14 protein-coding genes are annotated in these 14,657 nt (G+C 37.6%); 12 read left to right on the top strand and 2 right to left on the bottom strand.

The genetic code is table 11. From position 1 onward, the window contains the following. The first annotated feature begins 8 nt into the window (after window positions 1-8). The 3 genes from GSB9_01515 (at window position 9) to GSB9_01517 (ending at window position 3,032) form a co-directional block, all read left to right on the top strand. Window positions 9-1,532 carry a Na+ dependent nucleoside transporter gene (locus tag GSB9_01515; protein UKM64957.1) on the top strand — a complete coding sequence of 508 codons (1,524 nt, stop codon included), beginning with the start codon at window positions 9-11 and terminating at the stop codon, window positions 1,530-1,532. 186 nt (window positions 1,533-1,718) lie between these two features. Further along, entirely contained in the window at window positions 1,719-2,543 is an 825-nt protein-coding gene (locus tag GSB9_01516; protein ID UKM64958.1) for a thymidylate synthase, read from the top strand. Between the two features lie 9 nt (window positions 2,544-2,552). Beyond that, on the top strand, window positions 2,553-3,032 hold the full coding sequence (locus GSB9_01517; GenBank protein ID UKM64959.1) for a hypothetical protein: 480 nt from the start codon (window positions 2,553-2,555) through the stop codon (window positions 3,030-3,032). Window positions 3,033-3,221: 189 nt separating this feature from the next. On the opposite strand, the gene GSB9_01518 is transcribed toward GSB9_01517, so the two are convergent. Then, window positions 3,222-3,518: an isoamylase early set domain-containing protein gene (locus GSB9_01518; GenBank protein ID UKM64960.1), complete on the bottom strand. Its 297-nt coding sequence runs from the start codon at window positions 3,516-3,518 to the stop codon at window positions 3,222-3,224. Window positions 3,519-3,825: 307 nt separating this feature from the next. On the opposite strand from GSB9_01518, the gene GSB9_01519 reads away from it, so the two are divergent. The 9 genes from GSB9_01519 to lspA all read left to right on the top strand — a co-directional run bounded on the left by GSB9_01519 (window position 3,826) and on the right by lspA (window position 13,883). Continuing rightward, window positions 3,826-4,746, top strand: coding sequence for a dihydrofolate reductase (locus tag GSB9_01519; GenBank protein UKM64961.1), 921 nt, complete (start codon window positions 3,826-3,828; stop codon window positions 4,744-4,746). Between the two features lie 72 nt (window positions 4,747-4,818). Beyond that, a complete protein-coding gene (locus GSB9_01520) occupies window positions 4,819-6,804 on the top strand; it encodes an alpha/beta hydrolase family protein (GenBank protein ID UKM64962.1) in 1,986 nt (661 codons plus the stop codon). A 58-nt stretch (window positions 6,805-6,862) separates the two neighbouring features. Beyond that, the gene (locus GSB9_01521; protein ID UKM64963.1) at window positions 6,863-7,705 is read left to right on the top strand and encodes a hypothetical protein; all 843 of its coding nucleotides are present in this window, start codon (window positions 6,863-6,865) and stop codon (window positions 7,703-7,705) included. Then, window positions 7,683-8,393 carry a hypothetical protein gene (locus tag GSB9_01522; protein ID UKM64964.2) on the top strand — a complete coding sequence of 237 codons (711 nt, stop codon included), beginning with the start codon at window positions 7,683-7,685 and terminating at the stop codon, window positions 8,391-8,393. Before GSB9_01521 ends, GSB9_01522 begins: the two co-directional genes overlap by 23 nt. A gap of 122 nt (window positions 8,394-8,515) precedes the next feature. Further along, window positions 8,516-9,775 carry a hypothetical protein gene (locus GSB9_01523; GenBank protein UKM64965.2) on the top strand — a complete coding sequence of 420 codons (1,260 nt, stop codon included), beginning with the start codon at window positions 8,516-8,518 and terminating at the stop codon, window positions 9,773-9,775. Next, a complete protein-coding gene (locus GSB9_01524) occupies window positions 9,772-10,725 on the top strand; it encodes a PmoA family protein (GenBank protein UKM64966.1) in 954 nt (317 codons plus the stop codon). Before GSB9_01523 ends, GSB9_01524 begins: the two co-directional genes overlap by 4 nt. A 144-nt stretch (window positions 10,726-10,869) precedes the next feature. After that, entirely contained in the window at window positions 10,870-12,426 is a 1,557-nt protein-coding gene (locus GSB9_01525) for an FAD-binding protein (GenBank protein UKM64967.1), read from the top strand. Window positions 12,427-12,473: 47 nt separating this feature from the next. Then, a complete protein-coding gene (gene fabD, locus GSB9_01526) occupies window positions 12,474-13,367 on the top strand; it encodes an ACP S-malonyltransferase (protein UKM64968.1) in 894 nt (297 codons plus the stop codon). Next, a complete protein-coding gene (gene lspA / locus GSB9_01527) occupies window positions 13,368-13,883 on the top strand; it encodes a signal peptidase II (GenBank protein ID UKM64969.1) in 516 nt (171 codons plus the stop codon). A 62-nt stretch (window positions 13,884-13,945) separates the two neighbouring features. Here lspA and GSB9_01528 read toward each other — a convergent pair whose 3' ends face one another. Beyond that, window positions 13,946-14,650 carry a hypothetical protein gene (locus GSB9_01528; protein UKM64970.2) on the bottom strand — a complete coding sequence of 235 codons (705 nt, stop codon included), beginning with the start codon at window positions 14,648-14,650 and terminating at the stop codon, window positions 13,946-13,948. Window positions 14,651-14,657: the final 7 nt, after the last annotated feature.

The raw sequence follows: 14,657 nt of genomic DNA on the forward strand, positions 1-14,657 counted from the left end.
TCTACCATATGAAAAAGTTGCTTTTATTTTATGCTGTATGTTCATTATCCATTGCAAACATTTCAGCACAAGGTGAAAACAGCCTTAATCTGAACGATTCTACTAAAATCATCTCAGTAACTCAACCACAGTCAGATTCGTTGATTGAAGCCAACACAAGTCCAGAAGCTTCTAAAACCGTTAAAACTGAGACCGAAAACCTCACTAAAACGAACATCATCCCAAGTCAAGGGTTTTCGATAGATAGTTTATGGCGTGGCATTTTAGGCATGGTAGCTTTAGTGTTTCTTGCCTTTCTTTTTAGTAGTAACCGAAAAGCTATTAATTGGAAAATAGTTGGTATTGGCTTGGCTTTCCAGCTACTCATAGCCATTGGGGTTTTAAAAGTTGAATTTATAAAAGCTGGGTTCGAATTTATTGGCAGTTTGTTTGTTCAGGTATTAGAGTTTACACGTGCAGGCAGTAAATTTCTTTTTGAGGGCTTAGTAGTAGACATGGATACCTTCGGATTCATTTTTGCTTTTCAAGTATTGCCTACTATCATTTTCTTTTCTGCTTTAACGTCTGTTTTATTTTACTTAGGAATAATCCAAAAAGTAGTAAAAGCTATGGCTTGGCTACTTTCTAAAGCCTTAAAAATTTCTGGTGCTGAGAGTCTTAGCGTTGCCGGAAATATTTTTTTGGGCCAAACAGAAGCGCCACTTTTAATCAAAGCCTATTTAGAGAAAATGAACAAAAGCGAAATGCTCTTGGTTATGATTGGCGGAATGGCCACCGTAGCGGGAGCCGTTTTAGCAGCGTACATTGGGTTCTTAGGTGGAGACGATCCAGAATTACGATTGTTTTATGCTAAACATCTTTTAGCAGCATCGGTAATGGCTGCCCCTGGTGCCATCGTTATTTCTAAAATTTTATACCCGCAAACCGAAACCGTTAATACCGATGTTTCTGTTTCACAGGAAAAAATTGGTTCTAATTTTTTGGACGCTATTGCAAACGGCACTACAGAAGGCTTGAAACTCGCTGTAAACGTAGGTGCAATGCTTTTGGTTTTTGTGGCATTTATAGCCATGTTAAATGGTATTTTGGGCTGGGTAGGCGATTGGTCGTCATTAAACAGTTGGATAGCCAGCAACACCTCTTATGACAGTTTTTCTCTTGAATTTGTTCTCGGTTATATATTTGCGCCACTTATGTGGTTAATTGGAGTAGCCCAAGAAGACATGGCTTTAATGGGTCAATTACTTGGAATTAAATTAGCCGCAAGTGAATTTGTAGGCTACATTCAGTTAGCCGATTTAAAAAATGTTACGAGTGCTATACATTTAACCTATGAAAAATCAATTATAATGGCCACCTACATGTTATGTGGATTCGCCAATTTTGCTTCTATAGGCATACAAATTGGGGGCATTGGTTCGTTAGCTCCTGGACAGCGCAAAACACTTTCTAAATTTGGAATGAAAGCCCTTATTGGTGGTACGATAGCCTCATTAATCTCAGCCACTATCGCAGGAATGATCATTGGGTAGCCACCCACCTCTTCTCTTTTGTGCTATTAAAAAAGGCATAAAATCTCGTTAATAACTTTTTAATATTAACGTTTTAAAAATCAATTTGAAAAGCATCTTATTTCTTAATTTCGTTCACGCTGAAATATTTCAAGCAGGCTTAATTTAAATTATTGGAGGATTTCCTTGTTATAGGAAATGATGTTTATGAAACAATACCACGACTTAGTAAAACACGTTTTAGAAAACGGTAACGAAAAAGGAGACCGTACCGGTACGGGTACCAAGAGTGTTTTTGGCTACCAAATGCGATTTGATTTAAGTGAAGGATTTCCGATGGTAACAACCAAAAAACTACATTTAAAATCAATTATCCATGAATTGTTGTGGTTCTTAAAAGGCGATACCAATATTAAATATCTCACTGAAAACGGCGTTAGAATTTGGAACGAATGGGCTGATGAAAATGGTGATTTAGGCCCTGTTTACGGTCACCAATGGCGCAACTGGAACAGTGATGATATCGACCAAATCAAGGACGTTATAAACACCCTAAAAAACAACCCCAATAGCAGAAGAATGTTAGTTTCTGCTTGGAACCCATCAGTACTACCCGACACCTCAAAATCGTTTAGCGACAATGTGGCCAACGGTAAAGCGGCCCTTCCTCCCTGCCATGCCTTTTTTCAGTTTTATGTGGCCAACGGAAAATTATCCTGCCAATTGTATCAACGTAGTGCCGACATCTTTTTGGGTGTCCCCTTTAATATTGCGTCCTATGCCCTCTTCACCATGATGATGGCACAAGTTTGTGGCTACGAGGCTGGAGAATTTATCCATACGTTTGGCGATGCACATATTTACAGTAACCATTTTGAACAATTGGAACTGCAGTTATCTAGAGATATTCGACCGTTACCAAAAATGAAGTTAAATCCAGATGTAAAAGATATTTTTGATTTTACTTTTGACGATTTCACTTTAGAAGATTACAATCCGCATCCGCATATAAAAGGCGCCGTAGCAGTTTAAATATTTTTTATGAAGAAACTCGCACTGGTAGTTTTTATCTTTTCAAATGTAATATTTGCTCAAAATCAAAAAACACCAACGGTTAATGATTCCGAAGATGCCTCATTTGAAGTTGTCGAAGAAGTTCCTGTTTATAAAGGATGTAACAAAAAATTAGTCAATGCTATTTTAAAAAAATGTATGTCTGATAAAATATCAGAACACATCGCTAAACACTTTAATATCAATATAGCATACAACCTAGGACTGCCAGATGGTTTGGTGAAAATAAATGTCTTTTTTAAAGTAGACACCCAAGGAAATATTACTAAAATTAAAGCTAAAGGCGGACATCGTGCATTAGAAAAAGAAGCACGTAGGGTAATAGCATTAATACCGAAATTAACCAGACCTGGGTATCACCGTGGAAAACCCGTCGTTGTCCCTTACGCTATCCCCATAATGCTAGGTATAGACAACTCTGAAAAGGACCTAGAAAGGAAAAAGTAACTCCTTTTCGCTCTGGCAACATTCAAAACAGGGAAACTAAGACAGTGTTATGTACTGCGTGCGTGTTTATTGGAGTTCCTCGACAAAAGATGCAGTGATTACCAAAAGCCCGACCTTTGTTAACTCAAAAAAAAAATGCTACCATAAATAAAATGGGAGCATTTTAATTTTTATATGCTTTACTGAAAATTACAGATTTAACACACCGTTTTCTGCCCCGGCATACTCGTTCCAGGCGTAAGCATCGGCAGCTTCATCATTAACATATACACCATCAACAATGTATTTAAACTCATGAGTACTTCCTGTTTCTAAATCCACAGTACCTTTAAACGTACCGTTCTTTAGTTTTTTAAGTGCTGTTTTCTTTTCATTCCAGTCATTAAAAGTCCCTACTACAGAAACTTTTTTCGCATCTTCTGCAGGTAAAGAAAAAGTTACCTTACAAACCGGTTTGCTTTTTAGGTATTGTTTTTTAATAGCCATAATTGTAATTTTAAATTGTGTTGTATTATGGTACAAATTTATAAAACAATTCGTTAGGCACATTCGTTAAAGTTATATTACAATGAAGAATTATCATTTTGTTAACGTGCAATCGATTAAAATTGAAGTAAACAAAAAAATCTCTAAAATATTTAGAATATCGTTAAAGCCAACACATGCGCTTTAGACTGATTTTCAAGGGTTTTAATCGAAAATTGATCTCTATTGAGTTTTATTTTTCAGTATTTACACATTAACTATGTAATGAAGAAAAAAAATTTAACTTTACAATCTTTATTTTACACATATGTTTGGAAAGAAAAAAGCCAGTCCGCAAATAGACAAAGAGCAGTTAGAGTTAATTGAAAATGCCCAAAAACGTATTAAACAAAAGAAACGTTTATATACCCATTTTGTACTGTTTTTAATTGGCTCTGTTTTTCTGATTATCGCTAATACCATTTTAGGAATTGGAAAAGCATTCAAGCCGTTTGGCATGGAATGGTTTTTATTCGCCATTCTGTTGTGGTTATTTTTTCTTCTGTACCACGTTTTTAACGTTTTTGTTACCCATAAATTTTTGGGCAAAGACTGGGAACAACAACAATTAGAAAAACTAGTTGCCAAACAAAAAAAGCGTATTGGAAAAATAAAAGAAAACCTTCCTAAGGATGACGATCTTTTAATCCAGAATAAAGTTCACACAGAACAAACGGCGCAAAAGCTAAAAAACAAGAATTCAGTTTTAACCATTATAGCTGCCGCAGCAGAAAACAATGCTATAGGACGAGGCAATCAGCTTATTTGGCATTTAAGCGACGACCTGAAGCGCTTTAAAACGCTTACCTGTGGCCACCATATTATTATGGGACGCAAAACCTTTGAGAGTTTCCCAAAACCTTTGCCTAACCGTACTCATGTTGTCATTACACGCCAAAGTAATTATAAAGCACCAAGCGGTGTTATTGTCGTGCACAGTTTGGCAGATGCACTTGACGCTACTAAAAGTGACCCACAGCCTTACATTATTGGTGGCGGACAAATTTACGAGCAAGCCATGACTCTTGTCGATAAAATTGAATTAACACGTGTACACGAAAGTTTTGAAGCCGATGCCTTTTTCCCCGAAATAGACCACAGCGTTTGGAAAGAAACTGCAAATATCTTTCATAAAAAAGATAGCGATCACGATTATGACTTTTCGTTTATTACCTACGAAAGAAAGTAGACTCAGATTAAGTTTCATTTTTCTTTCATTTAATTTATGTAATTTGTAAACAAGTTATTAAGCCGTTTACAAATGAAACTTATTCGATATGCCTATGCCGCCATGCTTTTTATTGGCCTAAAAGGAATAGCACAAGAGTCAGGCAACGCACTCTCATGGCGAATGAGCACAGCATACAATAATTTTTTGTTACGCAATATTCAACAACAATACCTTAATCGCGATATAGTATTTGCTGAAGCCATTAAATCGAAAGAAAGCCTCAAAAACTACAGAGATAAAAGTATTGAGCGTTACAAAAATATTATCGGCGATTTCCCCGAAAAAAGCAAGCTCAACGTCAAAGTAGTCGGCGTTACCCAATTGGATGGCTTTAGGGTTGAGAATATTATTTTTGAAAGCCTTCCCAAGCGATATGTGACGGCCAACCTTTATATTCCAAACGGCAAAGGTCCGTTTCCTGTAACGTTGCATTTGTGCGGCCATGGATTACAAGGAAAAGCACCTTTATCCAAGGTCGCCACTTTAATGGCTTTAAATAAAATAGCCGTTTTGGTGGTCGACCCTATTGGACAGGGCGAACGCATTCAATTTATTGACGACACTAGTAAATCCCGTACACGAGGTGCAACCACCGAACACACCCTCCTCAATGCCAGTGCTAACCTTTTGGGGTCTAGTTTGGCAGCTTATGAATTTTGGGACAACCACCGCGCCATCGATTATCTGGAAACCCGGAACGATATCGACAAAAATAGAATAGGCATTTATGGGAGTTCGGGCGGCGGCACACAAGCAACCTACATGCTGGGGCTCGACGAGCGCATTAAAGTCGCCACAGTATGCAGCTATTTTACAAAACGTCAAAAGGTATTAGAAGTTTATGGTGCTTCCGATGGCTGTCAGCATATTCCCTATGAAGGCAGGGAACATTTGGAGCTTGCCGATTTTGTGTTGATGATGGCCCCAAAACCTATATTGATTATGGCCGGTAAATACGATTTTGTAGATTTTTGGGGTGCCAAGCAGGCCTTTAAAGATTTGGAAGCGGCCTACACTGCTCTTGGAAAACCTTCTCATGTAAAGTTTTTTTCGGTTGAAGCTGGGCATGGCATGCCAAAACCTAAGCGTGAAGCCATGACCACTTGGTTTAAAACATGGTTTTACGATGATAACGCCCAAGTAAAGGAAACCGAAACGCGTTCAGCCGATATTGAAAACCTAAATTGCACTAAAACAGGACAGGTCATTACCTCCATTGCTGATAATATTTCCATACCTGAATTCCACAGGAAACAATTTCAAGAATTGAAAAGCAGCAGAATATCTTTTTTGAAAAAAGATAGCATTGAAATACGAACCCAAGTATTAAAACTTTTGGGAATTGATAAACTGCCGACAGAAAAACTAGATATCCACCCAACCGGTTCTAAATCTTATCGAAAATTCGATTTGTACAAATTCCAAATCAATAGAGTTGGGCAAATGCCACTGCCTTGTTTGGTGTTTATGCCCGAACAGGCCAACGCAAAAAGCGAGCTCATCATCTACTTAAATGAAAGCGGAAAAGCAGATGTACTTAATAACGAATCACTGATAGACCACCACATCAACCAAAACCATATTTTGGTGGCGCCCGATTTACGCGGATTTGGCGAAACGGCCGACCCAATAAACCTCAACGACTCCAAATATTGGAACTGGGAATACCGCAACGCCATGGCCAGTATGCACATTGGGAAACCCATCATGGGGCAACGTGTTGTGGATGTGATGACCGTACTTGATTTTATTGAACAAACTGAAAACCTAAAAAATCACAACATTAAAATCATAGCCAACGGTCTTTATGGGCCAACTGCCATACATGCCACTTATTTGGATAATCGCATTGATAAGACCGAAATCTCAAGGTCCATAAAATCGTTTTACAACTTTCTGGAAAACCCCATGCAAAAAGATGTGTACACCAATGTACTATACGGCGTTTTAAAGTTTTACGATTTACAGGATTTGATGGCACTTTCAAAAAAGGGAAGGATTCGCTTTGTCGATTAATTTATTTATGTAAGATTATTTTTTATTATATTTCGACTGATATCTCATAAATCTCGAAATGAAAAAAATTACATTTATTCTTTCCTTCTTTATTCTTTTATTCAACTGCTCCAAGGACCAAGAACCCGAAGTTGTTTATGAGAGTGATATCATTTTTAACACCCAACAACAAGTTGACGATTTTGGAAAAGAAGGCTACACTAAAGTAACTGGAGCTGTAATGATTGGTGTTGATTATGGAAATCAAACATCATCAATAACGAATATTGAGGGTTTGAGTACTTTATCGTCTATTGGTTCTTTAATAATTTCAGGCAACACGGTATTGTCAAATATAGAGCCACTCAGTAACCTAAAATCCATTGATGAAGGATTAGCTATTTTAGGCAATACAGCATTAACCAACATAAACTCACTTAAAAAAATTACATATATTGAAAGATTATGGATTTTTGATAATTCGCAACTAACAAATATAGATGGATTAGAAAACATCAGTAGCAACTTAAAATTATTAAGAATTGAGCAAAATGAATCTTTAGAAAACATTGATGGGTTGAAAAATATTTCAACCATTAGCGATGTAAATAATGATTCTCCTTTTGCTGCTCGTTTAGAAATTATAGGAAATGCAAAGTTAAAAAACTTGGATGGCTTAACTAATTTGAATTCTGTTGGTGGATATTTAGATATCTCTGGTAATGGCAGCATAACTAATCTAAATGGTTTAAAAAATTTATCTACTGCTGGATATCTTAGAGTGAGATGGAATTCTAATTTAACAAACCTATGTGGCGTTGAGCCACTCATTAAAAACCTTCCTAATCTTGATATGACAATAGAGAAGAATGCTTATAATCCAACAAAACAAAATTTAATTGATGGTAATTGTAGCAACTAATTATGATGACATGAAAAAGATTTTAAGTTTTTTTATTTGCGCTTTAGTATTTATTTCTTGCTCAAAAGAAGAAGAATACATTATTGAATACCCAACCACATTCACTCCCTCTGAAATTCATGGTCAAAAGATTAGAGTCTTTACTAAAAAAGGTGAAATAAAAGATTCAAAAACTACCTTAAAAATAATTGAACGAATTAAAAATCACCTAACTGAATTAGAAAATTATAATATAGCAGATGCATTTTCTGCAACATATTTATCACCTACATCTTTAGAGATTTACAACGAATATTATACATTGCCAACATTATTTAATTTATATGAAACCCCGAGCATAACCTATTGGGAAGATAAAATCATCAGAAAGGGCTCTGTTGGTGTTTATGATTATTATTCAAATCATTTTAAATACAAACCTTTGTATTATAAAGATTTAGGATTTAATTATTTAATAAACAGCAATACATTTGAATTACAAGAATGTTATTATGTAAAAAAAAATGGAAACACTCTTATTATGCCATTTTTAGATTTCTACCATATAGGCTATAAAGGTTACAATCAATACAAAAATGCAAGACAAAGAATTAACAATATATTTATTTCTGAATCGTATAATAATTTGGGAGAAAAAGACACTTTAGTCGTTCAAGAATTTAATTTAGAACTTCATATTAAAGATTGAAACACATTTAACTTGTACTAAGTTTTTGATTACTTTTAGGCATGTTAAAAGTTAAAATTTACTTGTTAATAGTTTTGGTTTCAATAACCGCTTGTTCTTCGACAAAATGGGCGAGTTATAAATTGAATAAACCGATTCCCTACAAAATATCAGAATCCAAATCCCCGATAAAAGACGTTTCAGGTAATCACCTCACCGTCGTGTATCTCGAAGATTTAGCTTTCGAAAAAATTGGCCAAAACAGCAACAAACAAGATGTCAATTGGTTGCTCAATCAAGGGTATCGGGTTGTTGAACTCGACTATAAAAACCATCCAAATAACGTTCCTACCAAAATAAACCAAGAGATTATGGCCATAAACGATTCGATTGCCAATGGTTCATTTTGTGGCTTAAACGACTGTTCGGTGTTACAATCGTACGTGCTTTTTGAAGGTTACCGCATTGCCAGAAATGTACCCTATTTTAAGGATGACCCCACGGTGTACAATACGCCAAAACAATACACAGTGGGCGACTCTCTAAACATGGATATTATTTATCCCGCCAACCCGAAAAAGAAAGTTCCCGTAGTACTGTCCTTTTCATATAGTAACAGCTACGCCACGTTTAACGAAGACAAAAACCAACTTACCAACACCAACAAAAACAAGCGCTCCTTTTTACCCTACACTTTCGCAGGTTTTAACGACTCGGTTTTGGAAGGCGCACCGGCACACGGCATGGCTTGGGCCATTGCCGACCACCCGAAATACGCGCCTTGGGGTAGCGGAAAACCTGTTGGTGGGAAAAACGGCACCTACAAATCGTACCAAACCAACCCCGATGCGGTTCGAAAAGTAAAATCGGCTATTCGTACGCTTCGTGCTAAAAGTGACGATTTTGGACTTTCGGGCAACATTGGCATTTACGGTTTTTCACGTGGCTCGACAGCAGGATCCTTGGCTATTGGCGACAAATCAGTTCAGGAATTTGAAAATACTGGTTTTCATTTGGGCGTTTCAGATGATGTACAAGCCGCGGCTCTCGGTCCTGGCGTGTTCGATTATACTCAAATCTACAATACTTTGGATGACGGCGACAAAAACTTGGAATTACGTTGTCCGTGGGCATGGGGCGATTTAGAAGATAACCGAGAACTTTGGGAAACCATGGGAGCCAGTTATTTGGTAGAATCTAAAAAAACAGCCCCAACCCTATTTTTTTACAACACCACCGATGAATCATATTACGCTGACCAAATTCGTTTTTTTAAAAATAAATTGGATAACCTAAATGTCCCAACCTCAACCCTAATTGACTATGGAAAAGGGCATTCGGTGCCACAAAATTCTTCTGATTTAACAGTACTTTACAACTTTTTTAAAACGCATTTAAAATGAAATGGTTCTTCTTTTTTTTATTCGCTTTTAGCTTTTTAGGATGTTCAAATTCATCATCAGTTAAGATTCATATTAATACTGAAGGCGCTCACTTTACGGAAGGAACTGACAGTATTTTAAAATATCAAATCGCCAAAAAAAGCTACAAAGGAACATATAGCCGAGCCAATTATATCCACCCCCTCTATTCATTAAATGGCACCGTTTTAACCGAAGACTTTCCTGAAGACCACCTGCACCAACGTGGTGTTTTTTGGGCGTGGCACCAATTATATATTGGCAAAAAGCGCATTGGTGATGGCTGGGAAATCAAAGATTTTTCATGGGAAGTGGCTTCAGTTAGACCTGTTTCAACTAACACTTCCGCGAAAGCGATACAGGCCGAAGTGTTTTGGAAATCAAATTTGTGGCTAGACGACAACGGCATGCAAAAACCCTTTGTAAAAGAAATAACGACCATTACCGTACACCCAAAAAAAATCAATTATCGAGAAATTGACATTACCATATCATTGTTGGCTTTAGAAGAAAGTCTGCACATTGGCGGCTCGGAAAACGAAAAAGGTTATGGTGGCTTTTCACCAAGAATAAAACTACCTGATGATGTAACATTCACGAGCTCAACGGGATCAATTGAACCTAAGAATTTACCCGTAAAAGCGGGTAATTGGATGGATATTTCTGGTGCTATGGAAGACAACGGAACACTTTCGGGAATCGCCATTTTATGTCACCCCGATAACCCTGACCCCATCAACCGCTGGATTTTACGCTCCAAACATAGTATGCAAAACGCTGTGTATCCATTTCCAGGAGCACAAGCCGTACCTTTATCAACCACCAAACCCACTGCTTTAAAATATCGCTTGGTTGTCCATCAGGGCAATGCTAATGCTATCGACCTAGAAACTATTTATCAGGCTTATACAACCACAAAGTATTTTCGCTAATTTTCTTCTGTAAAAAACTAAATTATTCCTTAATAAAAATTGCAAAATTTAGTTTCACATTAGTAACCACTTTGTTAGTTCACGAATTTTTTTTATTCGGTTTTTGTGAATTTCCGAATGAAAAAATTCAAGTACTTTTGCAGTATGGTAAAAGACATTCAGCTTCGGGTTAGTTTGCAAGAGGAAGAAATCAGTGATATTCTAATCTTAAAATCTGCAGAAAAATTAGCTATTGATCAAGCTGATATTTCGGGTATTAAAGTGCTTCGTAAATCGATTGACGCTCGAAAACCGAACATTATTTTTAATTATAAAGTTTCTGTTTTTATCAACGAGGACGTTCCAAAAACTTCCGAATACCATTTTGATTACAAAGACGTCTCCAACGCCAAACCTATACATATTATCGGTTTTGGTCCAGCAGGCATGTACGCGGCGCTACGCTGTATCGAATTAGGATTTAAGCCCATTGTTTTGGAACGTGGCAAAAATGTACGCGACCGTAGGCGCGATTTGAGGGCCATTAACCAAAACCATATTGTAAATGAAGATTCTAATTACTGCTTTGGCGAAGGTGGTGCTGGTACTTACAGCGATGGCAAATTATACACCCGAAGTTTAAAACGTGGCGATGTGCGTCGTATTTTCGAAAATCTGGTATATCACGGGGCAACCAATCAAATTTTGGTAGATGCTCATCCACATATTGGCACTAACAAACTCCCTAAAGTGGTAAAAAATATCCGAGAGACTATTTTAAAATACGGTGGCGAAATTCATTTTGAAACGCGTGTAACCGACTTCAAAATACGTGATAATAAAATCCAAACTATTACATTAAAAAATGGTGATGAGTTGGCGGTAAACAAAGTTATTTTAGCCACAGGACATTCGGCACGCGACATCTTTTATATGCTTCACAAAAAGGAAGTGGCTTTAGAAGCCAAATCGTTTGCCATGGGGGTTCGCGTAGAGCATCCGCAGCATATTATCGATTCCATTCAGTACCATTTTTCGGGCGAGCGGCACGAATTATTGCCTGCTGCTGCGTATAGTTTAGTTCATCAAGTTAACAACCGTGGGGTATATTCCTTTTGCATGTGCCCGGGTGGGTTTATCGTTCCCGCAGCCACTGCTAACGGAGAAGTGGTGGTAAACGGCATGTCGCCCTCAAAACGGAACAACCTCTATGCCAATTCTGGTATCGTGGTTGAGATTAATGTAGATAAAGATTTACCGAAATATGAAAAATACGGTGTTTTAAAAGGTTTGGAATACCAAAAGAATTTAGAGAAACTAGCTTTTACTGCTGGCGGAAGAAGCCAAACCGCTCCCGCCCAACGGCTAACCGATTTTGTAGAAGGGAAACTGTCTAGTAGCTTAAATGAATCCTCATACCAACCAGGTTTAAAATCAGCGCCATTACATTCATTATTACCCAAATTAATAGGCAGCCGATTGCGAAAAGGTTTTGATGCTTTCGGAAAAAAAATGAAGGGCTATTACACTGCCGAGGCCAATATTGTTGGGGTTGAATCGCGCACCTCATCACCTGTTTCCATTCCTAGAAATAAAAAATTGGTGCACCTGCAAATTTCTAACCTTTATCCCTGTGGTGAAGGCGCAGGCTATGCTGGTGGTATTGTGTCGGCAGCCATGGACGGTGAACGTTGTGCCGAAGCAGCAACAAATAATTTATAGTTGCATTTTTATTCCTATTTTTGCATCACTAAAAAACGAATCAACTTATGAACGCATATATTTTTCCAGGTCAAGGCGCCCAATTCTCAGGAATGGGTTTAGACCTTTACGAAAACTCTCCAATGGCGCAAGAACTTTTTGAGCAAGCAAATGATATTTTAGGATTTGCCATTACAGACACCATGTTTGAAGGCTCTGCTGAAGACTTAAAACAAACTAAGGTTACTCAACCAGCCATATTTTTACACTCTGTAATTTTAGCCAAAACCTTGGGCGACAGTTTTAAGCCCAATATGGTTGCTGGCCATTCGCTTGGTGAATTTTCAGCTTTGGTGGCTAACGGTTCTTTAAATTTTGAAGACGGATTAAAATTAGTTTCACAACGTGCTTTAGCCATGCAAAAAGCCTGTGAATTGCAGCCTAGCACTATGGCTGCCGTTTTAGGTTTGGATGATGATATTGTTGAAAAAATATGTGCTACCACCGAAGGTGTTGTAGTTGCGGCCAACTACAACTGCCCTGGTCAATTAGTTATTTCTGGTGAAGTTGAAGCTATAAATAAAGCCTGCGAAGCTTTAAAAGAAGAAGGTGCACGTCGTGCTTTGGTATTGCCGGTTGGTGGAGCCTTCCATTCTCCTTTAATGGAACCAGCTCGTGAGGAATTGGCTGCTGCCATTGAGAGCACCACTTTTAACAAACCCAACTGCCCAATTTACCAAAATGTTACGGCCAATGCCGTAAATGATGAAGCAGCCATAAAAACCAACTTAATTTCTCAACTTACCGCACCTGTACGATGGACACAGTCTGTACAGCAAATGATTGCTGACGGTGCTACATTGTTTACAGAAGTAGGACCTGGTAAAGTATTACAGGGCTTGGTAAAAAAGATAAATCGTGAAGCTGAAACCGTTTCTGCAACTTTTGAAACCAAGAGCTAAATGAAGCTAAGCAAACGCTCCTTATTTATCACCGCGGTTATTGTTTTAACCATTGCTGCCGATCAAATTTCGAAAGTGTTGGTTAGAGCCAACGTTGGACTTAGAAATGAAATCAGTTCGGGTGAACGTATTCCTTTAATTGGTGATGCTTTTGTTTTAATGCACGTTGAGAATACGGGAGCTTTTCTGGGCATGGGTAGCGAGTTAAACGAAACAATGCGCATCGTTTTACTGCTTGTTTTACCTGTTTTAGTTTTAGGATTTGTGCTAAGTTACATCATAAGGGATAAAAGCTTAGATCGCTGGTCGCTTTTTGCTTTTTCCAGTATTATTGGTGGCGGTGTTGCTAATGTTTATGACAGGCTGGTATATGGTAAAGTAACCGATTTCCTCTTCATAGATTTAGGCGGCGTTTTTAAAACAGGTATTTTTAACCTAGCGGATTTATCTGTAACCATAGGTATGGGTATTTTGGTTTTTGCTAGTTTTAAAAAGAAAAAATTGGTTGAAAAATAAAAGCGCCGAGATTATAACAAAATAGCTCGGCGCCTTCAGGATTGAAGCTAATAAGCGTTAGTTTAGTTTAGTTGAAATGTTTTCTCTTCACTAAATCCATGATTGCCATCACCTGCGACGATTACTGTACCGTTATAAGTTATAGTATAGGAGCCACCACCATCGCCATAAGTATCGCCCATTACAATTTTATAGTTACCACTTTCCAAGCAAAGTGCTCTGCTTAATTCAGATTCTCCAGGATAAGGACCTCCTTCAAACAGTAAGACATCGTTAGCGTTATAGAGTTCCCAATACTGTTCTTCCGGAAAATCATCAAAAGTTATATTTAAAATGGTTTCTGGATACGGGCAAATTTGCTTGATGTTTAAGGTTATCGGTTCTCCAATAAAGGCATCGGTTTCATCTGAAAAAGCCAGCACTAAAGTTTCACCATTTGGTCCGATATTTAAATCCGATACATTCACCGTAAAATTGCCCTCATTTACATTAGCAGGTACAGTTACTGAGGCAGGCACATTGTACGACGCAGGATCTGCTGTTGACAAATCGCTTAAAACCGAAATATTAAAGACGCGCTCAGTGTTAGAAACAGTAGTTGTATACACCTTGATTTCGTTGGAATTGCTCCCCTCAATATCAACCCCAAAGTCATAAGAGGTAGTTTGAAAAGCCACATAATTAATCGTTTTTTGATTTTGATCTTCGTAATCGCAACTGTAAATACTTAGTACTATCGCGTATAAAAAAAGAATTTTTTTCATCATCTGTAAG

The sequence above is a fragment of the Flavobacteriaceae bacterium GSB9 genome (assembly GCA_022749295.1).
Classification (GTDB): domain Bacteria; phylum Bacteroidota; class Bacteroidia; order Flavobacteriales; family Flavobacteriaceae; genus Flavisericum.

What these genes read in the sequence shown, in the direction of transcription:
- GSB9_01516 (UKM64958.1), top strand. Translation starts at nt 1,719, where the DNA reads ATGAAACAATACCACGACTTAGTAAAACACGTTTTAGAAAACGGTAAC.
- GSB9_01520 (UKM64962.1), top strand. Translation starts at nt 4,819, where the DNA reads ATGAAACTTATTCGATATGCCTATGCCGCCATGCTTTTTATTGGCCTA.
- lspA (UKM64969.1), top strand. Translation starts at nt 13,368, where the DNA reads ATGAAGCTAAGCAAACGCTCCTTATTTATCACCGCGGTTATTGTTTTA.
- GSB9_01518 (UKM64960.1), bottom strand. Translation starts at nt 3,518, where the DNA reads ATGGCTATTAAAAAACAATACCTAAAAAGCAAACCGGTTTGTAAGGTA.
- GSB9_01521 (UKM64963.1), top strand. Translation starts at nt 6,863, where the DNA reads ATGAAAAAAATTACATTTATTCTTTCCTTCTTTATTCTTTTATTCAAC.
- GSB9_01515 (UKM64957.1), top strand. Translation starts at nt 9, where the DNA reads ATGAAAAAGTTGCTTTTATTTTATGCTGTATGTTCATTATCCATTGCA.
- GSB9_01517 (UKM64959.1), top strand. Translation starts at nt 2,553, where the DNA reads ATGAAGAAACTCGCACTGGTAGTTTTTATCTTTTCAAATGTAATATTT.
- GSB9_01525 (UKM64967.1), top strand. Translation starts at nt 10,870, where the DNA reads ATGGTAAAAGACATTCAGCTTCGGGTTAGTTTGCAAGAGGAAGAAATC.
- GSB9_01524 (UKM64966.1), top strand. Translation starts at nt 9,772, where the DNA reads ATGAAATGGTTCTTCTTTTTTTTATTCGCTTTTAGCTTTTTAGGATGT.
- GSB9_01528 (UKM64970.2), bottom strand. Translation starts at nt 14,650, where the DNA reads ATGATGAAAAAAATTCTTTTTTTATACGCGATAGTACTAAGTATTTAC.
- fabD (UKM64968.1), top strand. Translation starts at nt 12,474, where the DNA reads ATGAACGCATATATTTTTCCAGGTCAAGGCGCCCAATTCTCAGGAATG.
- GSB9_01519 (UKM64961.1), top strand. Translation starts at nt 3,826, where the DNA reads ATGTTTGGAAAGAAAAAAGCCAGTCCGCAAATAGACAAAGAGCAGTTA.